Source organism: Kitasatospora sp. NPDC001660 (assembly GCF_053596725.1).
Genome location: NZ_JBSFGU010000034.1, coordinates 13033 through 35150, shown reverse-complemented (window position 1 = coordinate 35150; position 22118 = coordinate 13033). Strand labels below are relative to the sequence as shown.

Below are 22118 nucleotides of genomic sequence, written 5' to 3'. Positions count from 1 at the left end.
TGACCTCATGTTCGAGCCAGTGATAGCACCCAGTGCCAGCCTCCTCGGCCTCCTGCAGCGGGGCCGCGGTGACGGGCAGCTCCACGCGCTGGCCGCCGACCGTACCGAGGCCATCGCCGCGCTGGAGGAGTGCGTCACCAGGGACCCCCGAGCCGACTGGCAGGTCGAGAGCCGCTCGCTCTACTACGCGCGCCTCTACATGGAGCTGGAAGCCCCCCTCGACGGCATCGAGGACCACCTCCACTCCGCGGAGGACCTGGTCAGCGACGACGAGAACCGCACGGGCCTCGCCCTGTCCGTCCTCGGCCACCTCGCCGCGTACGGCCGGCGCGACGCGCTGCTGATGCTGCGCGAGTACGCCGCCACCGGCGCCAACTGGGCCTGGGCCCTGGACGAGCTCGCACTGCGCGACGACGACCGCGGCCTGCTGCTCCTCGGTACCGCCGTGTTGGACCGCTTCCCGCCGGGCCCCGAGGGCGACGCCGAGCTGCGTGAGTTCATCCGCAACGCGTACGAGCCCCGGCCCTGGCGACTGTGGGCGGCCTACCACCCGAGGGTCGCGGCGGCCAGTGAGCAGTCGCCCTTCGACGTGTGGCAGCGCCAGCTCAACCGCAGCGGTGTCACCCCGGGCTGGTCCACCGCCGACGTGCTCGCCTGGGCCGACCAGGGTGATCTCGGCGACATCGGCGCGGGCGCCTTCCTGGGCCGCCCGGAGCCGTCCGCCCAGGCGGGGCGCGGTGACACCGCTGAGCCCGGCCCCGACGCCGTGGACCGCCGCGCCGCCGCGGCCGCCCGCTGCCTGACCGCCGTCGTCCGCCCGGAGGACCGGCCCACGCTGGTCGAGGCCGCTCGCAGTGGCCTGCCCGGCGCCCGCAGGGCCGCCCTGCGCTACCTCGTCGACCAGCGGGATCCCGCCGCCGCCGAGCTGATCGAGGCCGCAGCCGCCGACGTCGACGACCGGATGGTGCGCTCCGCCCTGGAACTGCTCGGCCGGATGCGCGGCCCCGAGGTCCTCGCACACGCCCGCCGCTGGGCCGACCCGGCCACCGGCGGCGCCGACAGTGCCCTCGGCGAGGCCGCCGTCCAGCTGCTCGCCGACGCCGGGGAGCCGGCCGACGCGCCGCTGGTGGTCGCCGGGTTGCGCCGCTGGGTCTCCGTGCGCGGGGTCTCCGGCGCCGGACTCGGGTCGCTGGTCGACGGTGCGGGGCGGCTGGCCGCCGCCGACGCCGTCCCCGTCCTGCGCCACATCTACGGGGAGGCCGCCTCCTCCGAACTGCGCGGACGCGCCGCCCGGTCGCTCGCCGCGACCGACGTGTACTTCCCCGAGGGGCCCGCCGTCGAGTGCCTCTGGGACTGCGAGGAGGCCACCCGCGAGCTCGCCGCGCGGCATGTCGCTACCACGGGCGACGCGCGCGTGCTGGAGCGCCTGCGGCGACTCGCCGCCGACCCGGCCGAGGAGGCCGAGGTCCACGCCGCCGTCCGCGGCCGGCTGACCGCCGCCCGGGAGTTCGGGCGCTAGGCACCGTACGGGCCGCGCCGGGCCGGGACGCCGTGTCGGGTGTCCCGGCCCGCTGCTTTGTACGGGCGGGGTGCGTGTGGGCGATGTCGTGCGGCTTCATGTGGGCGAGGTCGTGCGGGCCGGGTTTGCCGTTTGAAAGCTGGTTCTACTTCGCGACGCCCGCGTCCGGGGCGAGGGCCCCGTCGGCGACCAGTCCGATGATCAGCGCGCCGATCAGCACCCGGTAGACGGCGAACGGCAGGAAGCTGTGGTGTGAGATGTACGTGAGGAACCGGGCGATCGCCGCGTAGCCGACCGCGAAGTCGATGACGGTCGCCAGGATCGCCGGTCCCGAGGCCGGCACCGGACCCTCGCCGATCTTGAACAGCTCCAACGCCCCGAGGCGAGCACCGCCGGGATCGCCAGCAGAAACAAGTAGCGGGCCGCCGCCTCCCGGCTGTAGCCGAGCAGGCGCTGATCGTGCCGCCGGCTCGACTACGCGCGGGGTCAGCGGGCGGGTCGGGCCTGGACCCAGGTGCGGTCCTCGGTCAGGTACCGCTCCACCGTCAGGCCGGCTTCCGCCAGCGCCCCCTCGAACTCCTCGGTGCTGAGCGGCCGGGACTGGAACGTCTGCGTCCAGCGGCCGTCCGGGAACTCGTACTCGACGTGGACGGTGTTCGAGCCGTCGCCGTTGGGCGTTGCCCAGGCCACCCGGGCGATCCCGCCCGTCTCCCCGAGCTTGCTCTCGCGCGGCACGTTGCGGTGCCAGTCCTCGCCCTCCCGCTGCAGCAACACGCAGCCGTCGTCGCCGACGTGGCGGCGGCACGTCTCCAGCAGGCCCTGGCGGACGGCCACATCACCCGCGTGCACCAGGAAGGAGGCGAGCAGGACCACGTCGAAGCGCTCGTCGCCGAGGTCCAGCCGCTCGATCGGACTGCGGACGGTGCGGACGCCAGGGCGCACCCGGGCGAGCATCTCGGCGGACTCGTCGACGGCCGTCACGGCGAAGCCGCGGTCGATCAGCGGGTGCGTCATCCGGCCGATGCCGCATCCCAGTTCGAGGATGCTCGCGCCGGCCGGGACGGCGCGCTCGACCACGTCCGGGGCGTCGCCGACCGGAAGACGGGAGTAGACCTCGACGGCGCAGCCGTCCGGGGTGATGGCGCCCGGCCCGGTGCCGTCGTAACCCTTGCGGCGCGCGGCCGGGACCTGCGGGGTGGGGAGTTCGTCGCTCATGCGGGCCATCGGAACACGGGTGCGGCGGGAGGGGAAGGAGTTCCCGCGAGCCGGTACCGGTTTCGGTCAATTCGCTTCCGGGCGCTTCGGCTTCGCACCCTCCAGGTCGGCCAAGGTCGCTTGCAGCCAGGTGAGTTCGGCTTCCGTGGTGGCACGGGCGATCAGCAGCAGGCCGCGGCGGAAGGGGTCGGCGAACTCCTCGGCGCCGACCGGGCGGTCGCCCTCGTAGAAGAAGCTCGCCGGCTCGGCGAGGAAGGCGAGGCGGCGGCGGAGCACGGCGGCCTGTTCGGCCGGGTGGTCGAGGTGACGGAGGAAGGCGAGCAGCGTGAACCAGCGGTTCTCGTCGCTGATGTCGAGCTGTTCGGGCTCGCGCAGGTGGTCGAGCAGGGCGGTGCGGCCGGCGTCGGTGAGGTGGAGGGTGTGGCGGGGCGCGGCGGCGGTGCCTGGTTCGGTCTCGCGGACGAGCAGGCCGTCGGACTCCAGGCGCTTGATCGCCGGGTAGAGGGTGCCGTCGCTGATGGGGCGGACGTGGCCGGTGAGCGCGGCGAGGTGGCGGCGCAGCTCGTAGCCGTGGAGGGGGCGGCCGTACAGGAATCCGAGGATGGCGAGCTTCAGCATAGGGACACTCTGCCAGAGTGTCCCTCGGCACATTGGTATATCGGTGTTGTTGTACATCGGGATCGAGGTATGGTCTGGTTGATCCGATCGGGTGGGCGAACGCCTGGCAGGCGGACAGATGACAGATTTCAACATCTGTCATCTGTTATCTGTTCGCTGCTATCTGTCGCCCGATCAGCCGATCGCTTGTTCCCCGCCGCAGAAGGAGCCCCGCGATGCGCCACGCCCCCGTCACGCCCGACGGTCACCGGATCCGCTGGGTCGAGCTGCCCGGCGCCGAGCCCGCTCGCGTCTACCTGCACGGCCTCGGCGCCAGCTCGCCCGTCTACTTCGCCCCTGCCGCCGCGCACCCGCTGCTCACCGGGCGGCGCAGCCTGTTGCTCGACCTCCTCGGCTTCGGCATCAGCGACCGGCCCGCCGACTTCGGGTACACGCTGGAGGACCACGCCGACGCGGTCGCGACCGCACTGCTCGCCGCCGAGGTGGCCGGTGCGGAGGTCGTCGGCCACAGCATGGGCGGTGCGGTCGCGATCGTCCTGGCCCGCCGGCACCCTGAGCTGGTCGCGAAGCTCGTCCTCGTCGACGCCAACCTCGACCCGATCGCCCCGGTGGTCCAGCGGCCCGGCAGCAGCGGGATCGCGAGCTACACGGAGGAGGAGTTCCTGGCCGGCGGGCGGGGGGAAGTCGCCGAGCGGGTCGGCCCGTTCTGGTGGGTGACGATGCGGCAGGCCGGACCCGAGGCGCTCCACCGCAGTGCCGTCCACCTCGCCCGCGCCACCGTGCCGACCATGCGGGAGATGCTGCTCGGCCTGGCCCTGCCGCGTACCTTCCTGTACCCGGAGCCGGATGGCGAGCCGCGCGGGGCGGCGGGTCTGCGGGCGGCGGGGGTGCGGGTGGTGGCGGTGCCGGAGTGCGGGCACAACGTGATGGTCGACAACCCGGACGGCTTCGCGGCGGCCGCGGCGGAGGCACTGGCCGGCTAGACGCGGCCGGTCAGTGTGGTCGGTCGGGGCGGGCGCGGAGGACCGGCGGGCAGCTTGATCCGGCAGTCTGGTGGAACAAGACCGGTGCTCGTTGGTCGCATGGCGACGCGGGCTGCGCTGCGCGAGGGCCGGGCCGATCCGGGCGATCAACTCCTGTACTGGGACCTGCACTTCGGTAACGTCCTCGCTCCGCTCGACCGCGCGAGGCGCGGCCCGTGGCTCGCCATCGACCCGAAGCCGCTCGTCGGGCACCCCGGCTTCGAGCTCCTCCCCGCGCTGCACAACCGCTGGGACGACGTCGTGGCCACGGGCGACGTGCGGCGGGCGGTGCGCCGACGGTTCGATCTCCTGGTGGACGTCCTGGAGTTGGAGCGGTCGGAGGCGGTCGGGTGGACGCTCGCCCGGGTGCTGCAGAACGCCGCGTGGATGGCTGAGGACGGGGAGGAAGCGCTCGATCCGGCCCAACGGGCGATCGCGGAGGCGCTGTTGGGGCGCTGACGGAGTGCTGGGCGCTCACCGCCCCCGTACGGCCGTGAACCTCACCCGGACACCCGGCGCCAGCAGGGCCGCAGGCTCGCGCTCGGCGTCCCACAGTGCGAGCGCCGTCCGGCCCAGGAGCTGCCAGCCGCCCGGGGACGGGCTCGGGTAGACGCCGGTGTACGGGCCCGCGAGCGCGACCGAGCCGGCCGGGACGGTGCTGCGCGGGGTGGCCCGGCGCGGCACCTCGTACTGCTCGGGCAGTCCGGTCAGGTAGCCGAAGCCGGGGGAGAACCCGCAGAAGGCGACGACGTACTCGGGCCCGGCGTGGATCCGGACGGCGGCCTCCTCGGACACGCCCCACAGCGCGGCGACCTCTCTCAGGTCGGCGCCGTCGTACACCGTCGGTACCTTGAGCAGGGGTCCGCCCGTCGCGTCGGCCGCCACCGGACGCGCGGTGCCGAGCAGCGCGGCCAGCGCGTTGATGTCGGCGACACCGTCCAACAGGACCGTGCGGGCCGCCGGCACGATCTCCTCGACGGCACCGAGCGCGCCCTCGGCTTGCCGCTCGCGCAGCCAGCCGTACAGCCCGGCGACGGCGGACGGCCTGGCCAGCTCGACCAGCAGCGCGTTCTCGCCGACCTGCCGGACGGCGGCGGCCGTCACGTGAAGGCCTCCACCCGGACTCCGGCCGAGGCGAGTGCGCCCCTTACCCGCCATGCGAGTTGGGCGGCGCCGGGGGTGTCGCCGTGCACACGCAGGGAGCGGGCCTCGACGGCGATGCGCTCGCCGCCGACGGCCTCCACCGTGCCGTCCCGGGCGATGCCGACGGCCCGGGTGATCACCGACTCGGGGTCGTGCACGACGGCGTCGGGGTCGCGGCGCGGGACGAGGGTGCCGGACCACGTGTACGCGCGGTCCGCGAAGGCCTCGCTGACGACGGGCAGTCCGACCCCCTCGGCGACGGCGAGCAACCGCGAACCGGGCAGACCGAGGACGGGCAGCGGCCCGTCGCAGACCGCCCCGGCGCGCAGGACGCCGGCGACGACGGCCTCGGCCTGCTCGGAGTCGGTCACCACCCGGTTGTAGAGGGCGCCGTGCGGTTTGACGTACGAGACGCGGGAGCCGGCGGCGCGGGCGAAGACCTGGAGCGCGCCGATCTGGTAGGCGATCTCGTCGGACAGTTCCTCCGGCGGGACGTCCATCGCGCGGCGGCCGAAGCCGGCGAGGTCGCGGTAGGAGACCTGGGCGCCGATCCGGACGCCGCGTTCGGCGGCCAGCGCGCAGACCCGGCGCATCGTCGAAGGATCCCCGGCGTGGAAGCCGCAGGCGACGTTGGCGCTGGTCACCACGGACAGCAGGGCCTCGTCGTCGGTCAGCGTCCAGCGCCCGAACCCCTCGCCGAGGTCCGCATTGAGATCGATCACCGCATCGGCCACGCCCGTCCGCCTCCCAGCAGCTGTTGAGCCAGATGGTAGGGCCTGTGTGTGAAGGCCATGGACCGTGACCCGGGCCGTGAGCGCCGGCACCGGCGCGTGCTCCGCCGATTCGCGCCCTGGGGCGCACGATCCTGGGCCGCCAGGTCAGTCCGCCGCGGCCGGACCACGGAAGGAACGTTCCAGCGGACGCAGTGCCCGCAACACGATCACCAGCGGGATGACCCCGAAGATTCCGAACGACATGTCGATGAATCGCCAGGCGAGCGGGATCCCCCGGAGCGGACCGCAGATCAGGGCCAGCGGGATGACGGCGCCGCACGCGAGCACGGCCCAGCGGATGACCCAGATGTTGCGCACCGGGTCCTTGAGCGGACCCCAGAACGCGGCGGCGATCACCAGGTGGGCGAAGGCGAGCCAGTCGGTGCCGTAGGCGAGGAAGGGGAAGCGGTCGTTGGTCTCGGCGACGCCGTCGCGGACGCGTTCGAGCCAGGCCGTCGCGGACGCGTTCGAGCCAGGCCATCGCGGCCGGGAAGTGGGCGGAGAGCGGGGCGGCGGGGCCGGCGGCGAAGTCGGCGAGCCAGCGGGTCTCGGTCTCCAGGGGGAAGGCGGTCAGGCCGCTCAGGACCAGGCCGACCAGGAAGAGCCGGAGCCAGCGCCGCACCCGGCGCAGGGCGACGTCGGGGTCGGTGGCGGGACGGGCGGCAGTACTGGCGGCGGGATCGGTGTCCACGGGGCAAACCTCCATGCCGAAGGGCAGGTGGAGCCTTTCCCACCGGCGCGGAGACGACTCTAGACCCGAGGTTTGAACGTGTTCAATTTTGCCTCGGGGTGGGTGGTGGATGGTCAGTCGGCGGCGGATGGCGAACAACCGACAGATGACAGATGACAGATTTCGAATTCTGTTATCTGTCGGTTGTCAGTCAGTTGTCCGCTGATGCCCGGGTGCAGCAGCATCCGGGCATCAGCGGCAGGCCCTACGCGGTGTACGTGAACGTCGCCGGCGCGCTCGTCCCGCCGGCCGTCGTCACTGTGACGTTCACCGGCCCGGGTGCCGCGCCCGCCGGGGCGGTCGCCGAGCAGTACTTCGGCCCGCAAGAGGTGTGCAGGGCCGGCACCCCGCCGAAGCTCACTGTGCCGCACGTCAGGCTGTCGCCGATGACGACCAGCTGCGTGCCGCCGGTCACCGGGCCGCTCGCGGTCGACAGGATGGACACCGCCGGCACCGGCGGCACCGGGGGCGGGTCGCCCGTGTAGTCGAAGGTGAAGGGCGCCGCGGCCGTCCCGGCGGCGGTGACCACGGTGATCGGCGCGCTGCCCGTCCCGCCGGGGGTGGTCACCGTGCAGTCGGTCTCCGTGCAGGTGCCGGGTGCGGGGACCCCGTCGATCAGCACCATGCCGTTGCTCAGGTTGCTCCCGCTGATGTCCGCCGCCGTGCCGCCCGTGCCCGGGCCGGTGCTGGTGTCGATGGCGGTGACGGCCGGTGGTGCCGGGACGGCCGGTGCGGGCGTGCTCCCGTCGAGCTGCAGGATCGCCACGTGGCCGGTCGGGTCGGTGTCGTTCGGGTTGCCGATCGTCGCGACGATCCGGTCGGTCGGCTGTTGGGTGCCGTTGCCGTACAGGTTCAGCTTCATGAAGTCGTAGTGCCCGGGCTGCCGGGTGCCGGTGAAGACGACGTCCAGGTGGTGGCCGTCGGGCGAGACGCTCTCGACGAAGGTGTAGTCGGCCGGCACGTAGAAGAACATCGCGCCGTCGGTCTTGATCCCCGGGGGCAGGTCGAGGGTGATGTGGGTCGGCCCGGTGAGGCCCTGCGTGCCGGCGGAGGTCCAGTGGATCGAGAACTTGCCCGGCCCGGGAGGGGTCGTGCTCGGCAGGGAGCCGGCCATGGCGACGGTGACGTGCTCGCCCTGGACGGCCGGTCCATCGGCCGGGGAGGCCGGGGAGGCGGGGAGGCCGGGGAGGCCGCTGGGGCCGGCGCGGCCGAGGGGACGGCGGCACCGGCGGCGAGGGTGGTCACGGACAGCGCGGCGGCGAGGCCCGCTTTGGCCAGTCGAGTGATCATAGGCCGATCATCACGGAAGCGACGCGCGGCCTTCACGACTTTCTCGAATTTCCGTTCGGGATGGCGTGATCCCGTCGAAACCGCGTTCTGGATTCACCCCCGACACGCACGCCCGCCCCTTGCGCGCCCGTGGCGTAGCCCGCCCGCAAGGTCCGTTTCGGTCGATGTCGGTGCGAACCTCTAATCTTGTCCCCCGTGACCGTCATCGCAGACCCGCCCACCGAGCCCGGCCTCCGGCCCGCCGCCGGCACCGGCGCGCCTGGCGTACCTGGCGCGCCCGGCGTGCCCGGCCCGCGCCCCGCGCCCGGCCCCGCCGCCGACGAGGGCCTGGCCCGCCGGCTCAAGGCGCTGGCCTGCACCGCCCCGCTGCACGACCTGGACAACCGCAAGGTCAACCTGGCCGGCGAGTACGGCGGCTACGCGATGGCCGAGGTCGGCCTGGCCGCGATCGACCTGGTCACCCTCCACATGGACTTCGACACCGGCGCCGACCGCGACATAGTGCTCGCCCGGCTGCTGCCCCGGGTCGCCGCCCAGGCCGCCCACCGCCCCGGCGCCGAGCACGAGCGGGTCGCCCGCTGGGTGCTGGAGTCGCTGATCAACGTCGGCAGTGTCGACCGCGGCTTCCGCGCCGTCTACGGCACCTTCGGCGCGGACGGCGAGTACGTCCGCCGCGACTACGACTTCAAGCTGATCGAGGAGGTCCCCGGCCCCGACGGCGGCGTCTACCTGCGCACCACCGACGAGGCGGTCAACGTCCTGGTCGGCGCGCTCGACACCGACGTCACCTCGGCCCAGATCGCCGCCGAGGTCAAGCTGGAGGTGCTGATCCGCCGCGGCCGTCTGGCCGACGCCCAGCTCGCCGCCGAGCAGGCCCGCTACCGCACCGTCCAGTACGCCGAGACGCTGCGCCGCGCGCTGGAGGCCACCCGGCGCAACGTCCGCGCCGTCGACTGGATGCGCGCCATCCCGGACCTCATCGACGAGGCGCTGGACCACATCGCCGACCGCTACCGGCACGAGAACGCGATTCTCACCAACATCCGCAAGGCCCGCGACGAGGCCGAGGACCCGGAGCACAAGCGCCGCGCCGCCGAGCTCGTCGACATCGTCAAGGACTGCATCCGCCGCCACACCCAGCTGCAGACCCGCCTGCTGGAGGCCGGTCCGCTGTTCCGCGCCGAGCAGGACCGGCAGGCCTTCGCCACCCCCGGCGCCCGCAGCGGCATCGACCTGTACGGGCAGTTGCTCGCCCCCGTCCTGCGGCTGCCGATAGAGCAGGCCGTCCGCCCCACCGGCGCCTTCTTCGCCCGCGGCGCCGGGCTGCGCACCCCGACCTCCGTCCGGGTCGCCGACCTGGTCGACCTGCTGCTCACGCCGCCGGTCGAGCGCGAGCACCTCGGCGCCGAGCTGCCCGACCCGGACCTCGTCGCCACCCCGGACGACAGCCGCTTCTCCGAGGCGCAGCTGGAGGCCGCGCTGGAGCTGCTCGACCTGCCCGCCGACGCGCCCCGTCGGCTCTCCGGCCTGCTCGCCGAGGCGCGCAAGCAGGATCCCGAACTCCCGTACCTGGTCGCCCTGCTGACTGTGCACGCGGCCAGCCCGCCGGTCGGCACCGCCTACCGGCAGGGCGAGGAGCGGCTGTTGTTCGCCGTGGACGACGGCACCCCGCTGCGCGACCCGGAGTTCGGCGGCGCCGACCTGATCGTCGGCAGCGCCCTCCTGGACGCGGTCGGCATGGCCGCCGACCGCAAGGACGCCGGCTGACCGGCCCCCCGATGCATCGCCAGACCACCCGCCAGGCCCCCCGAACCGCCAGCAGCAACAGCCCCGAGGAGCACCGCCCGTGACGACCCACCACGACACGTCCTGGGCGCCCGAGACCGAGCCCGCGGCCCCAGCGCCGATCACCCCGGCCGACGTCGCCGACGCCGCCCGCCTGGTCTCCTTCGGGCTCCAGGCCAAGCTGCTCCCCGCCCGCGACGCCGAGTACGCCGAGCTCGTCCGCCGCCACCGCGAGGACCCGCCGTTCGCGCGCCTCGCCGACGCGATCGCCACCGGCATGGGCCTGGTGGTGCTGGAGGTCTCGCCGCGCGCCGGCATGGCCGTGGCCGCCGCCGAGGACTCGGTCTTCGCCGTCCGCATGGGCGACTACTCGCGCCGCGCCGCGTCCGAGTCCACCGACCGCTTCCTGCACGGCCTCGCCCACCTGGCCGTCGCCGCGATGGCCTTCCCCCGCCCCGAGGACCTCGCCGACGACGGCTACCTCGGCCGGATCACCGTCAACGGCGTCGACTCCTTCGTCCGCCAGGCCTGCCGCCGCCTGGAGGAGCAGGCCGACACCGAGGGTGCCAATACCGACCCGCAGAGCGACGCCCCCGGTCTGGAGGCCGCCTGGCGGGTGTGGGCCCGGCGCACCGCCACCGGCGCGACCAAGGACGCCCGTCGGCTCTCCGGCTCCACCATCGGCATCGTCGCCAAGGCCGTGGTGTTCCTGGTCGACTCCGGTTTCCTGCAGAAGGTCTCGGACGACGCCGGCGGTACCTACCGCACCACCGCCCGCTACCAGCTCCAGGTCCGTGACCTGGCCGGCACCGCCGCGATGGCCGAGCTGCTCGACCTCGGCGTCGTCCCGGTCTCGGACGGCACCGCCAGCCTGCTGCCCCCGGACACCACCGACGAGCTGGTCGCGGACGCCGGCCTGCCGTTCCACTCCCTCTGAGCGCGAACACCGACACCCGCAGCTCGGACGTCCGACCCTCAACCGCCGAGCCCGAAGCACCGAGCCCCGCCCACCCACAAGCCACGTAAGCCACGGAGAACCGCCGCACATGTACGAGCTCAACCGGGTCCGCCTCTACTCGATCGGACCGGCCGGCGCCCGCTACGCCGACACGGTGCTCGACCTGCGCGGCGTCGGCGAGCCCGTCGCCGACCCGGCCCCGCAGCAGATCGGCCTGTTCGGCGAGGACGCCGACGGCCCCGTGCGCCGCCCGGCCCCGGCCGGCGTGCTCTTCCTGGAGAACGGCGGCGGCAAGTCCGTCCTGCTCAAGCTGATCTTCTCGGTGATGCTCCCGGGCCACCGCAACACCCTCGGCGGCGCCAGCTCCGGTGTGCTGCGCAAGTTCCTGCTCGCCGACGACTGCGGCCACGTCGCCCTGGAGTGGCAGCACACCGTGACCGGCGAGCTGATCGTCGTCGGCAAGGTCAGCGAGTGGCGCGGCCGTCAGGTCTCCTCCGACCCGCGTAAGTTCGCCGAGACCTGGTACTCCTTCCGCCCCGGCCCCGGCCTGACCCTGGACTCGCTGCCGGTCGCCGAGCGCGTCAGCCTGGCCGGCGACCAGAAGGCCCGCGGCCGGCGCCGCACCATGAAGGGCTTCCGCGACGCCCTCACCGAGGCCGGCAAGGCCCACCCCCACCTCGACCTGGTCTTCGAGGACGGCCACGACCGCTGGACCGAGCACCTCGGCGAGCTCGGCCTCGACCCCGAACTCTTCCGCTACCAGCGCGAGATGAACGCCGACGAGGGCGAGGCGGCCGGCCTCTTCGCGGTCAAGCACGACAGCGACTTCACCGACCTCCTGCTGCGCGCCGTCACCGACACCCGCGACACCGACGGCCTGGCCGACCTCGTCCACGGCTTCGCCGCCAAGCTCGGCCTGCGCTCCGAGCTCACCGCCGAGCGCGACTTCACCGCCGGCTCGCTCGACCTGCTGGAGCGCATCGCCGAGGCCACCACCGCGCGCGAGACCGTGCGCGAGGCCCACCGCACCGCCGAGCGCCGCACCCGCCGCCTCGCCCACGCGCTCGCCTCCCGCGCGACCGCCGAGCGCGAGCGCGCCCAGGACCTCGCCATCGAGGTCGCCGCCGCCGCGAGCGCCGTGACCGCCGCCGAGGCCGACCGCACCCGGCACAACCTGATCGCCGAGGAACTCACCTACCGGCACGCCGCGTTGAGCCTCGCCGCGGCCACCGCCGAGGCCGCCGCGCTGCGCCGCGAGCTCATCGACGCCCGTACCCTGCACTCCGCGTGGCAGGCCGCCGAGGCGGTGCTGCGCCACCGCGCCGCCGCCGACCGGGTGGCCCGGGTCGCCGCCGCCATCCGCGAGGCCGAGCTGGACGCCGCCCCGGCGCTCGCCGCCCGCGCCCGCGCCGCCACCGCGCTCGCCCGCGCCCTGGAGACCGCCGCCGCGGCCGCCGAGTCCCGCGCGGACACCGAGGAGCAGCGCGCGAGCGAGCTCCAGGAGGACGGCGCCAAGGCGCAGTCGGACGCCACCGAGGCCGCCACTGCCGCCCAGAAGGCCCGCAGCGAGGCCGAGCACCTGCGCCAGCGCCTCGTCGAGGTGGAGCAGGAGACGGCCGCCGCCGTCGAGGCCGGCTTCATCGACGCGGACGGCGACGTCGACCCGGCCCGGGCCGCGCTGCACGCCGCCGACGTCGAGAAGGCCGCCAGCGCCGCGCTCAACCAGGCCCGTGCGGCCGCCGAGGCCGCCGCCGCCCGCCTGCGCGAGGCCGCCGCCGCCACCGGCCGCGCCGAGCTCGCCGCCGAGCGCGCCGGCGACGCCCGCAAGGCCGCCGCCCGGTCCCTCGCCGCCGAGCAGCGCACCGCCGCCCTGCTCGCCACCGAGCCCCGCCTGGCCGACCTGCTCTCCCTGTCGCCGGCCCCTACGGACTGGCACGAGGAGGGGTCGGGCGCCGACGAGGACGCCGGGTTCCTCACCCCCGCCGTCCTCGACCGCAACGCCGAGTACCTGCGCGAACTCCTCGACGAGGCCATCGCCACCGCCGAGCGCACCCTGTTCGACCTGCGTACGGCCGCCGCGGACGACTCCCGCATCCTCGCCGCCCTCGGCGACGGCGGCCTCCTGCCGCCCGGCCCGGACGTGCTCGCCACCGTCGAGTACCTCGCCGAGCACGGCATCCCCGCCCTGCCCGGCTGGCGCTACCTCGCCCAATCCGTGGACCCGGCCGACCACGAGGCGATCCTGGGCGCCCGCCCCGAGCTCGTCGACGGCGTGGTCGTCACCGACCCGTCCTCGCTGGACCGCGCCCGCGAGGCCCTGCGGTCCGCCGCGCTGCTGCCCCGCTCGACGGTCGCCGTCGGCGCCGCCGCCTCCCTCATCGCCCCGATCACCGACGAACCGGCGTTCTTCCTCGTGCCGCCGAACCCGGCCATGCACGATGAGTCCGCCGCCGACGGCGAGCGCCGCGAGCTGCGCGCCCGCGCGAGCGCCCGCGAGGAGCACATCCGCGAACTCGCCGCCCGCCTCGGCGCCGACCGCGCCCTCGCCGCCCGCCTCGCCTCCTGGCACGCCAGCTGCCCGCCCGGCACCCTCGCGGAACTCGCCGCCGCCGCCGAAGCCGCCCGCGAGCACGCCGAGCAGGCCGCCGCGGCGCTCGCCACCCTGCGCGCCGACCACGACGAGGCGGAGACCGACCACGCGGCCGCCGCCCGCGCCCACGAGGAGCACCGCGAGGCCGCCCAGCGCGCCCGTCGGCGCGCCGACGCCCTCTCCGGCCTCGCCTTCCGCCTTCGCGAGCGCGCCAACTGGGCCCGCCGCCAGCGCGAGCTCGCAGACGACGCCGCCGAGTGCGACCGCCGTCAGGCCCAGTGCGCCGAGCGCGCCCGCACCTGCGACGAGGACCGCCGCGCCGCCCAGCGCGCCGCGGACGACGCCCGCCGCACCGCCCGCGCCCTGCGCTCCGAGCGCGCCGAGATCCCCGCCGCCGAGCAGGCCGACGAGCCCGCCGACACCGCGCCCGCCGCGCTGCCCACCCTGCGCGAGGCCTACCGCGCCGCCTCCCAGCTCTACGAGAAGGTCGGCGTCGGCGCCGACCTGCGCGCCGAGCAGGCCCGCGCCGAGGGCGACGAGGCCGCCGCCGCGGCCGAGCTCGACCGCCTCACCAACAAGGTCCGCACCCGCGCCGAGGAGCTCCTCGGCAGCCCCGACGGTGCCGACGGCCCCGCCCGTCAGGCCGCCGCCGCCCGCGCCGAGGAGCTCGTCGCCACCATCGAGGCCCGCTCCGCCGCCGCGAGCGAGCAACTCGGCCGCCTGCGCGGCGACGCCGAGCGCTCCGCCCCCGTCGACGGCGAGGCGCACACCGAGCTGCCCGAGGACCTCGTCCCCACCGACCCCGAGCACGCCCAGGCCCTCCTGCGCACCGCCACCACCCGCCTGGCCGAGCGCCGCGAGGCCCTGGACGCGGCCCGCACGGCGCACGCCGACCTCCAGCGCACCTTCGACGCCGCCCAGACGGCCGCGGGCTCCTTCGACGAGCTCGCCGGCCAGCTCCGCGACGGCCTGCGCGACAACCAGGAGGACGCGGACCACCCCGCCGAGCCGTACCTGGGCGCCCTCCCCGAGGCCCGCACCGCCGTCGCCGAGGCCCGCCGCGCCCTGCGCACCGCCGTCGGCGAGCTGTCCTCCGCCGAACTCGCCGTCCGCGACGCCGCCGACGCGCTCGTCCGGCACGCCAACGCCGCCCGCTACGAGGCCGTGCGCACCCCCGCCCGCCAGCAGATCCGCGAACTGCCCGCCTCCGCGCTGCCCGAGCACGCCGCCGCCTGGGCCGCCGCGTTCGCCCCCCGGCTGCGCGTGCTCACCGACGAACTCGCCCAGCTGGAGCGCAACCGCGGCTCGATCGTCGACCGTCTGCGCGGCCTGGTCGAGTCCTCGCTCACCACGCTGCGCGCCGCCCAGCGGCTGTCCCGGCTGCCCGAGGGCCTGGGGGAGTGGTCCGGCCAGGAGTTCCTGCGGATCCGCTTCGAGGACCCGGACCACGCCACCCTCGTCGAGCGCCTCGGCGAGGTCATCGACGAGGCCACCCGCGCCGCCGTCCGCAAGAACAGCGACCTGCGCCGCGACGGCATGTCCCTGCTGCTGCGCGGGGTCGCCGCGGCGATCGGCCCCAAGGGCGTCAGCGTCGAGATCCTCAAGCCCGACGCGGTGCTGCGCGCCGAGCGCGTCGGCGTCGGCCAGATGTCCGACGTCTTCTCCGGCGGGCAGCTGCTCACCGCCGCCATCGCGCTCTACTGCACGATGGCCGCGCTGCGCGCCAACGACCGCGGCCAGTCCCAGCTGCGGCACGCCGGCACGCTGTTCCTCGACAACCCGATCGGCCGCGCCAACGCCACCTACCTGCTGGAGCTCCAGCGCGCCGTGGCCGATGCGCTCGGCGTCCAGCTCATCTACACCACCGGCCTGTTCGACACCACGGCGCTCGCCGAGTTCCCGCTGGTGATCCGGCTGCGCAACGACGCCGACCTGCGGGCCGGCCTCAAGTACATCTCGGTGGAGGAGCACCTGCGCCCGGGCCTGCCCGCCCCGCAGGACCCGGACGGCCCGGCCATCCACGGCGAGATCACCGCCACCCGGATGTTCAAGCGCCCCGCGGAGGTTCCGGCGCAGCCGTGAAGTGGCTAGCGTGATCGGCATGCTGACCATCGCGCACCTCAGTGACATCCACCTCGGCCAGGACCACCGCCGGGACCGCGGCGAGCGGGCCCGGCGGCGGGCCGAGCAGGTGATGGCGTACCTCGACGCCCTGCCCGGCTCACTGGACGCGGTGCTGGTGACGGGCGACCTCGCCGACCACGGTCTGCCCGCCGAGTACGAACAGGTCGCCAAGGTCCTGGAGTCCCGGCACCCGGTGCTCCTCTGCCCGGGCAACCACGACAGCCGGGCGCCCTACCGCGAGGTGCTGCTCGGCGGGGAACCGGGGGAGGGACCCGTAGACGGTCCGATCAATCGGCTGCACCAACTCCCCGGCGCGGACGTGCTGATGCTCGACTCGTCGATCCCCGGGCAGCACGACGGCCTGCTGGACGAGGGGACGCTCGCCTGGCTGGACGCCGAACTGGCCGCCGGACGCACCGAGTTGCCCGCCCTGGTGGCCTTCCACCACCCGCCGGCCGAGCTGTACATACCGGCCGTCGACCGCATCCGCCAGTTCGGCGAGGCCGGTCTCGCCGACGTCCTGCGACGCCACCCCCGGGTCGCCGCCCTGCTCTGCGGCCACTCCCACACCCCTGCCGCGACCACTTTCGCCGGCCTCCCCCTCCTCGTCGCCCCGGGCGTGGTGTCCACCACCACCCTCGCGTGCGAGGGAGGCCCCGGCATCTCCTTCACCCACCCGCCGATGCTCGCCTTCCACGTCCTGGACGGCGACCGCCGGCTCACCACTCACTACCGGGTCGTTCCCGAGAACTGACCCCGCGGCCGGCCCGGGCGGGGCAGGGGTCGGGCGGCGAGGGGCTCCTGGGCGCCCGCCCGGCTCCCGGCCATCGGCGTCGTCGAGTTGGGCGCGCGCATCCGCTGCGCGGCGACCTGGCGCGAGATCAGGATCTCCAGCAGGCACCACATCGTTCCGAACACCCCGAGCCCCATCGCCATCAGCGCCGGGGCCATCAGCCAACTGCCCGCGTACGAGGCCAGCGTCGCGACCACCACACCCACCAGGGTGAAGGCGAAGCAGAGCACCGCCCGGACGACGGCGGCGCGCACCTCGTCGGGCAGGCGGCGACGGCGGCGTGGCACGGACATCGGGCGACCCCCAGGCGCGAATTCGGCGGCGGACACGGAACGGGCGCACGCGAAAAGCGCCCCCGTGCGAACTCTGCCCCGCCCAAGCCGGACTATGCGTCCGAATCCACCGAACTGCCGTCAAATCGTGTGATCCGGCCCGATTCGTCCGCGGCCGGTTCCGGGTCGGCCCCGCGCCGGGCCATCAGCCCAACTGCTGGTTGAGCTCCTCCAGGGCGCCCGTCACGATCGTCCGCATCGCCTGCTCGGCATGGCGGGCGTCCCCCATGCAGATCGCCTCGGCGACCTCGCGGTGCAGCCGGATCGCGTACGGCTCGGGCTGATTGGGCATCAGATGGTACTCGGTCCGCCCGGTGAGCACCGCTCCCACGGTGTCCCCGAGGTGGGCGAACATCTCGTTGCCGGAGGCTTTCAGGACGGTGGCGTGGAAGGCGATGTCGTGCCGGAGGAAGGTGGTGAGGTCGGCGGCCCGCGCCGACATCGTCAACTCGACTGCCAAGGAGCTGAGTTCGCGCCGGTCATCGTCGCTCGCGTGGACGGCCGCGAGCGCGGCGGCGGCCGGTTCGACGGCCACCCGCAGCGAGCCGAGCGAACGCAGCTGCGCCGGACGGTCGGCACCGGCCAGGCGCCAGCGGATCACCAGCGGGTCGAAGACGTCCCAGCCCGACTTCGGCTGCACCGTGATCCCGACCCGCCGCCGGGAGGCGACCATGCGCATCCCTTCCAGGATCCGCACCGCCTCCCGCACCACCGTCCGGGACACCCCGAACCGCTCCTCCAGCTCCTCGCTGCGCAACACCGCCCCCTCGGGGATCTCCCCCGCCGCGATCGCCGGCCCGAGCTCGTCAAGCAGCCGCCCTGGCAGCCCCTGGATCTCCATCCGCCCAGCCTAGACGCCACCCCCGGAGAACCCTCGCTCACCCTGGGCCGCACCCCTTGCGCCCCGGCCTCCCCATCCTCCGCCCCGCGCCGGCAGCTCCACCCCCGTCCTCACCCGTTGGCTGCCCCAGCCCTCTGCGACCCACCCCACAGCCCAAAAGTATGACGATTTGGTTTCCGCTACTTGAATACGTCATATCTTTGGAGCGATAGTGGCGGCCAGGCAACGAAGGAGCACCACCCATGGCTCTCAGCGTCGAGAACCACGACCTCCCGCAGGCCCCTCCCACGATCGTGGTGATGGGCGTCTCCGGGGTCGGCAAGACCACTCTGGCCCGCCTCCTGGCCGACCGCCTCGGTCTCCCCTTCGCCGAGGCGGACGACTTCCACCCGGCGGCCAACATCGCCAAGATGTCGGCCGGCGTCCCGCTGGACGACGAGGACCGCGCCCCCTGGCTGCGGGCCCTCGGCGGCTGGCTCAAGGAGCGGGCCGAGGCCGGCACCGGCGGTGTGGTCACCTGCTCGGCGCTGAAGCACCGCTACCGCGACACCCTGCGCGCGGCCTGCCCGGGCGCCTTCTTCCTGCACCTGAGCGGCGGCCACGAGCTGGTCGAGGACCGGCTCGCCCGCCGCGCCGGCCACTTCATGCCGCCGTCGCTGCTCGACTCCCAGTACGCCGCCCTCGAACCCCTGGGCGCGGACGAGCGCGGTGCCGTCCTGGACGTCGGCCCGTCCCCCGAACAACTCGTCGAGATGGCCGTGGCGCTGCTGCTGCGGCCGGTCAATGGAGACCTCACGTGAGCGAGCGAAGCGAGCGAACCACAAGAAGGCGCGTACGGGCGAATGCCCCTGCCGAGCGAAGCGAGGCGGGCGCATGAGCATGTCCCCCGCGCTCCTCCTCGCGGCCGCCCCACCGGCCCTGCCGCACACCGGCAGCAACTCCCAGCTGCTGGTCGCGGTGCTGCTCGGCATCGGTGCGATCGTCCTGCTGATCACCAAGCTGAAGCTGCACCCGTTCCTAGCCCTCACGCTCGGCTCCGGCCTGCTGGCCGCCGTCGCCGGCGCCCCGTTCGACAAGCTGCTGAACAGCTTCTCGACCGGCTTCGGCTCGACCGTGGCGAGCGTCGGCCTGCTGATCGGCCTCGGCGCGATGCTCGGCAAGCTGCTCGCGGACTCCGGCGGCGCCAACATCGTCGCGGACACCGTGCTGGCCCGTTCGGGCAGGAGGGCGCTGCCCTGGGCGATGGCGCTGATCGCGGCCGTGCTCGGCCTGCCGCTGTTCTTCGAGGTCGGCGTCGTGCTGCTGATCCCGATCGTGCTGCTGGTCGCGCGCCGCGGCAACGTGCCGCTGATGCGGATCGGCATCCCCGCCCTGGCCGGCCTGTCCGTGCTGCACGGCCTGGTGCCCCCGCACCCGGGCCCGCTGGTGGCCGTCGACGCGCTGAAGGCGGACCTCGGCATCACCCTGGCGCTCGGTCTGCTGATCGCCGTCCCGACCCTGGTCATCGCCGGCCCGCTGTTCGCCCGTGTGGCGCAGCGCTGGGTGGGCCCGCTGGAGATCCCGGCCGCGACCGCCCCGGAGGAGACCGCCGGGCCCGAGCGCACGCCGTCGTTCGGCGCGGTCCTGGCGACCATCCTCCTGCCGGTCGTGCTGATGCTCGGCAAGGCGCTCGCGGACGTCGTGATCGACGACCCGAAGGCGCTGGGCCAGCGGGTGTTCGACTTCATCGGCTCGCCGCTGATAGCGCTGCTCGCCGCGACCCTGCTCGGCATGCTGACCCTCGGCCGGGCGGCCGGGTTCGACAGGGCCCGGATCTCCGACACGGTCGGCAGGTCGCTCGGTCCGATCGCCGGCATCGTGTTCATCGTCGGCGCGGGGGGCGGCTTCAAGCAGACCCTGATCGACGTCGGCGTCGGCAACGCGGTCAGCGAGTGGTCCGGCAAGTGGCACATCTCGGCGCTGCTGCTGGGCTGGCTGATCGCCGTGCTGATCCGCCTGGCCACCGGCTCGGCGACGGTCGCCACCATCACGGCGGCCGGCATCGTCTCCCCGCTCGCCGCGAGCATGTCCTCGACCCACGCGGCCCTGCTGGTCCTCGCGATCGGTGCCGGCTCGCTGTTCCTCTCCCACGTCAACGACGCCGGCTTCTGGCTGGTGAAGGAGTACTTCGGGATGAGCGTCGGTCAGACGCTGAAGTCCTGGTCGGTGATGGAGACGGTGATCTCGGTCGTCGCCATCGCCCTGATCATGCCGCTGAGCCTGATCGTCTAGCTGACGCGGCCGTCAGTGCCGAGGGGCGGTGCCCGTACCGAAACGGGTGCCGCCCCTCGGCGCGTTTCCGGCTTCTGCGCCCGCGCCGGCCCGGTACCGCCGTTCCAGCCCACCGCCGTCGTTCCCACCCACCGTCGTCGTCCTAGCCCAGCGCCGCCGACAGCACCGCCGCCGTCGCGTCCAGCAGTTCCTCCGCGACGACGCCGCCCGCCGCCGTCCGCGCCAGCAGCCCCTCCCGCGCGGCGAGCAACACCACAGCGGCCTGCCCGGCGGTGGCACCCGCCGGTACGAGCTCGGGCAGCGCCCGCGGCAGCAGGTCGGCCAGTGCCCCCGAGACCTCCCGGTCGTGCGCGGCGACGCGCTCCGCCAGCCCCTCCGTACGGGCGGCGACCAGCCGGAACTCCAGGAACAGCAGGATCCACCCGGTCTCCGCCGGGTCGACCCGCAGCAGTGCCTCGACGAGTCGCCGGGCCCGCTCCTGCGGCGCGAGTGCCCCGCAGGCCGCCGCGAGTTCCTCCAGCTGGGCGATCCGTCCGGCTGCCTGCTCGTCGAAGAGCGCCAGCAGGAGGTCCTCCTTGCTGCCGAAGTTCGAGTAGAAGGCGCCGCGGGTGTAGCCGGCGGCGGCGCAGACGTCCTCGATGCTCGTCCGCGCGAAGCCGACGGTCAGGAACAGTTCGCTCGCCGCCGCCAGGAGCCGGGCGCGGGTGTGGACGCGCCGGCGGGGCGGCCGGGGAGCGGCGGGTTCGACCGGTTCGACCGGTTCGACCGGGGGAGGGTTCACAGAAGAACGATACATGGTGTATTCAGTACGAGTCGTATTCAATACGTGCCGTACTGAAATTGGAGGGCCCGCCCGTGAGCCGACTGCTGATCACCAACGCCCGCCTGCTCCACCCCGAGGACGGCGCCCGCACCGACCTCGGCTGGATCGAGGTCGCCGACGGCCGGATCGCCGCCACCGGCACCGGCCGCCCGCCCGCCGTCGGCGACGACGTCCGGGTCCTCGACGCGGCCGGTGACACCGTCATGCCCGGCCTGATCGACGCCCACGTGCACCTCCTCGTCACCACGCTCGACCTGCACGACTTCCCGAACTGGACCCCCGGCTACGCGACCGTCCGAGCCCTCGCCGAGGCGGGGCGCATGCTGCGCCGCGGCTTCACCACCGTCCGCGACGTCGGCGGCGCCGACCACGGCATGACCCGGGCCCTCGACGAGGGCCTCGCGCTCGGCCCCCGGCTGCTCCACGGCGGCAAGGCGCTGTCCCAGACCGGCGGCCACGGCGACCTGCGCCCGCTCGGCGACGACGCGCTGCCCTGCTGCGAGTCCCGCCCCGACTTCGGCCGGATCGCCGACGGCGTGGACGCCGTCCGGGCCGCCGCTCGCGACGAGTTCCGCAAGGGCGCCCGCCACCTGAAGGTCCTGCTGTCGGGCGGTGTCGCCTCCCCGCACGACGAGATCGGCGCCGTCCAGTACAGCGAGGAGGAGATCCGCGCGGCCGTCGAGGAGGCGGAGAACCACAACCGCTACGTCACCGTGCACGCCTACCACCCGCGCGCGATCGACCGGGCGCTGCGCGCCGGGGTGCGCTGCGTCGAGCACGGCAACCTGCTGGACGACACGACGATCGCGCTCCTCCTGGAGAAGGACGCCTTCCTGGTGCCGACCCTGGTCGCGTACGAGCAGACCGCGAAGCTCGGTGCCCGTTCCGGCCTGCCGCCGGCCTCGGTCGGCAAGCTCGCCGAGGTGCGCGACCACGGCCTGGAGGCCCTGGACCGTGCCCACCGCGCGGGTGTCAACCTGGTGTACGGCAGCGACCTGCTCGGCCCCCTCCACCCGGCGCAGCTGGAGGAGTTCACGATCCGCGCCCAGGTGCAGCCGGTCGCGGACGTCCTGCGCTCGGCGACGACGACGGCGGCCCGCCTCCTCGGCATGGAGGGCGAGATCGGCACGCTGGCTCCGGGTGCCCACGCCGACCTCCTGGTCGTCGACGGCGACCCGCTGACCGACCTCGCCGTCCTCACCCGCCCCGACCGCCACCTCAGGCATGTGGTCAAGGCGGGCGCCGTCCTGTGAACGCCCTGATCTGAAAAGCGGGCGGGCGCCCGGGAAAC

The 22118-nt window shown here is 74.4% G+C and carries 19 protein-coding genes and 1 pseudogene; 10 read left to right on the top strand and 10 right to left on the bottom strand.

Annotation, left to right across the window (positions count from 1 at the left end):
* Window positions 1-7 precede the first annotated feature (7 nt).
* Window positions 8-1519, top strand: coding sequence for a HEAT repeat domain-containing protein (locus tag ACWCXH_RS28785; RefSeq protein ID WP_449804392.1), 1512 nt, complete (start codon window positions 8-10; stop codon window positions 1517-1519).
* A 145-nt stretch (window positions 1520-1664) separates the two neighbouring features.
* On the opposite strand, the gene ACWCXH_RS28780 is transcribed toward ACWCXH_RS28785, so the two are convergent.
* From ACWCXH_RS28780 to ACWCXH_RS28770, 3 genes are all read right to left on the bottom strand, one after another.
* Window positions 1665-1892 carry an undecaprenyl-diphosphate phosphatase gene (locus ACWCXH_RS28780; protein WP_449804391.1) on the bottom strand — a complete coding sequence of 76 codons (228 nt, stop codon included), beginning with the start codon at window positions 1890-1892 and terminating at the stop codon, window positions 1665-1667.
* Between the two features lie 113 nt (window positions 1893-2005).
* Window positions 2006-2734 carry a class I SAM-dependent methyltransferase gene (locus ACWCXH_RS28775; protein WP_449804390.1) on the bottom strand — a complete coding sequence of 243 codons (729 nt, stop codon included), beginning with the start codon at window positions 2732-2734 and terminating at the stop codon, window positions 2006-2008.
* Between the two features lie 66 nt (window positions 2735-2800).
* Window positions 2801-3352 carry a PadR family transcriptional regulator gene (locus tag ACWCXH_RS28770; protein WP_449804389.1) on the bottom strand — a complete coding sequence of 184 codons (552 nt, stop codon included), beginning with the start codon at window positions 3350-3352 and terminating at the stop codon, window positions 2801-2803.
* A 215-nt stretch (window positions 3353-3567) separates the two neighbouring features.
* Here ACWCXH_RS28770 and ACWCXH_RS28765 point away from each other — a divergent pair, with 215 nt between their 5' ends.
* The gene (locus ACWCXH_RS28765; RefSeq protein WP_449804388.1) at window positions 3568-4335 is read left to right on the top strand and encodes an alpha/beta fold hydrolase; all 768 of its coding nucleotides are present in this window, start codon (window positions 3568-3570) and stop codon (window positions 4333-4335) included.
* Window positions 4336-4467: 132 nt separating this feature from the next.
* A pseudogene (locus tag ACWCXH_RS28760) lies at window positions 4468-4833 on the top strand (aminoglycoside phosphotransferase family protein); the annotation flags it as partial.
* A gap of 15 nt (window positions 4834-4848) precedes the next feature.
* Here the strand turns inward: ACWCXH_RS28760 and ACWCXH_RS28755 are convergent.
* The 4 genes from ACWCXH_RS28755 to ACWCXH_RS28740 all read right to left on the bottom strand — a co-directional run bounded on the left by ACWCXH_RS28755 (window position 4849) and on the right by ACWCXH_RS28740 (window position 8134).
* Window positions 4849-5478 carry a 5-oxoprolinase subunit B family protein gene (locus tag ACWCXH_RS28755; RefSeq protein ID WP_449804387.1) on the bottom strand — a complete coding sequence of 210 codons (630 nt, stop codon included), beginning with the start codon at window positions 5476-5478 and terminating at the stop codon, window positions 4849-4851.
* Window positions 5475-6251 (bottom strand): LamB/YcsF family protein, encoded by a 777-nt coding sequence (locus tag ACWCXH_RS28750; RefSeq protein ID WP_449804386.1) that lies wholly within the window; start codon window positions 6249-6251, stop codon window positions 5475-5477. Before ACWCXH_RS28750 ends, ACWCXH_RS28755 begins: the two co-directional genes overlap by 4 nt.
* 144 nt (window positions 6252-6395) lie before the next feature.
* Entirely contained in the window at window positions 6396-6647 is a 252-nt protein-coding gene (locus ACWCXH_RS28745; RefSeq protein ID WP_449804385.1) for a hypothetical protein, read from the bottom strand.
* A 578-nt stretch (window positions 6648-7225) separates the two neighbouring features.
* A complete protein-coding gene (locus ACWCXH_RS28740) occupies window positions 7226-8134 on the bottom strand; it encodes an IPT/TIG domain-containing protein (protein WP_449804384.1) in 909 nt (302 codons plus the stop codon).
* A 458-nt stretch (window positions 8135-8592) separates the two neighbouring features.
* Here ACWCXH_RS28740 and ACWCXH_RS28735 point away from each other — a divergent pair, with 458 nt between their 5' ends.
* The 4 genes from ACWCXH_RS28735 (at window position 8593) to ACWCXH_RS28720 (ending at window position 16521) form a co-directional block, all read left to right on the top strand.
* Window positions 8593-10077 (top strand): hypothetical protein, encoded by a 1485-nt coding sequence (locus tag ACWCXH_RS28735; protein ID WP_449804433.1) that lies wholly within the window; start codon window positions 8593-8595, stop codon window positions 10075-10077.
* A 79-nt stretch (window positions 10078-10156) separates the two neighbouring features.
* Window positions 10157-11032: a hypothetical protein gene (locus ACWCXH_RS28730; RefSeq protein ID WP_449804383.1), complete on the top strand. Its 876-nt coding sequence runs from the start codon at window positions 10157-10159 to the stop codon at window positions 11030-11032.
* A 109-nt stretch (window positions 11033-11141) separates the two neighbouring features.
* Window positions 11142-15725 carry a hypothetical protein gene (locus ACWCXH_RS28725; RefSeq protein ID WP_449804382.1) on the top strand — a complete coding sequence of 1528 codons (4584 nt, stop codon included), beginning with the start codon at window positions 11142-11144 and terminating at the stop codon, window positions 15723-15725.
* A 19-nt stretch (window positions 15726-15744) separates the two neighbouring features.
* A complete protein-coding gene (locus tag ACWCXH_RS28720) occupies window positions 15745-16521 on the top strand; it encodes a metallophosphoesterase (protein WP_449804381.1) in 777 nt (258 codons plus the stop codon).
* Here the strand turns inward: ACWCXH_RS28720 and ACWCXH_RS28715 are convergent.
* Entirely contained in the window at window positions 16497-16853 is a 357-nt protein-coding gene (locus ACWCXH_RS28715; protein ID WP_449804380.1) for a hypothetical protein, read from the bottom strand. The genes ACWCXH_RS28720 and ACWCXH_RS28715 overlap by 25 nt on opposite strands.
* Window positions 16854-17037: 184 nt before the next feature.
* The gene (locus tag ACWCXH_RS28710) at window positions 17038-17733 is read right to left on the bottom strand and encodes a FadR/GntR family transcriptional regulator (RefSeq protein ID WP_449804379.1); all 696 of its coding nucleotides are present in this window, start codon (window positions 17731-17733) and stop codon (window positions 17038-17040) included.
* Between the two features lie 242 nt (window positions 17734-17975).
* Here ACWCXH_RS28710 and ACWCXH_RS28705 point away from each other — a divergent pair, with 242 nt between their 5' ends.
* Entirely contained in the window at window positions 17976-18533 is a 558-nt protein-coding gene (locus ACWCXH_RS28705; protein WP_449804378.1) for a gluconokinase, read from the top strand.
* Between the two features lie 79 nt (window positions 18534-18612).
* Window positions 18613-20004, top strand: a complete 1392-nt coding sequence (locus tag ACWCXH_RS28700; RefSeq protein WP_449804432.1) for a GntT/GntP/DsdX family permease — start codon at window positions 18613-18615, stop codon at window positions 20002-20004.
* A 142-nt stretch (window positions 20005-20146) separates the two neighbouring features.
* Here the strand turns inward: ACWCXH_RS28700 and ACWCXH_RS28695 are convergent, their stop codons facing one another.
* The gene (locus ACWCXH_RS28695) at window positions 20147-20785 is read right to left on the bottom strand and encodes a TetR/AcrR family transcriptional regulator (protein WP_449804377.1); all 639 of its coding nucleotides are present in this window, start codon (window positions 20783-20785) and stop codon (window positions 20147-20149) included.
* Between the two features lie 74 nt (window positions 20786-20859).
* Here ACWCXH_RS28695 and ACWCXH_RS28690 point away from each other — a divergent pair, with 74 nt between their 5' ends.
* Window positions 20860-22080, top strand: coding sequence for an amidohydrolase family protein (locus ACWCXH_RS28690; RefSeq protein WP_449804376.1), 1221 nt, complete (start codon window positions 20860-20862; stop codon window positions 22078-22080).
* Window positions 22081-22118: the final 38 nt, after the last annotated feature.

Bases quoted from the DNA above. Each gene is read 5' to 3' on its own strand.
- ACWCXH_RS28720 (WP_449804381.1), top strand. From the start codon at position 15,745: ATGCTGACCATCGCGCACCTCAGTGACATCCACCTCGGCCAGGACCAC.
- ACWCXH_RS28770 (WP_449804389.1), bottom strand. From the start codon at position 3,352: ATGCTGAAGCTCGCCATCCTCGGATTCCTGTACGGCCGCCCCCTCCAC.
- ACWCXH_RS28740 (WP_449804384.1), bottom strand. From the start codon at position 8,134: ATGGCCGGCTCCCTGCCGAGCACGACCCCTCCCGGGCCGGGCAAGTTC.
- ACWCXH_RS28775 (WP_449804390.1), bottom strand. From the start codon at position 2,734: ATGAGCGACGAACTCCCCACCCCGCAGGTCCCGGCCGCGCGCCGCAAG.
- ACWCXH_RS28710 (WP_449804379.1), bottom strand. From the start codon at position 17,733: ATGGAGATCCAGGGGCTGCCAGGGCGGCTGCTTGACGAGCTCGGGCCG.
- ACWCXH_RS28725 (WP_449804382.1), top strand. From the start codon at position 11,142: ATGTACGAGCTCAACCGGGTCCGCCTCTACTCGATCGGACCGGCCGGC.
- ACWCXH_RS28785 (WP_449804392.1), top strand. From the start codon at position 8: ATGTTCGAGCCAGTGATAGCACCCAGTGCCAGCCTCCTCGGCCTCCTG.
- ACWCXH_RS28715 (WP_449804380.1), bottom strand. From the start codon at position 16,853: ATGTCCGTGCCACGCCGCCGTCGCCGCCTGCCCGACGAGGTGCGCGCC.
- ACWCXH_RS28705 (WP_449804378.1), top strand. From the start codon at position 17,976: ATGGCTCTCAGCGTCGAGAACCACGACCTCCCGCAGGCCCCTCCCACG.
- ACWCXH_RS28700 (WP_449804432.1), top strand. From the start codon at position 18,613: ATGTCCCCCGCGCTCCTCCTCGCGGCCGCCCCACCGGCCCTGCCGCAC.
- ACWCXH_RS28765 (WP_449804388.1), top strand. From the start codon at position 3,568: ATGCGCCACGCCCCCGTCACGCCCGACGGTCACCGGATCCGCTGGGTC.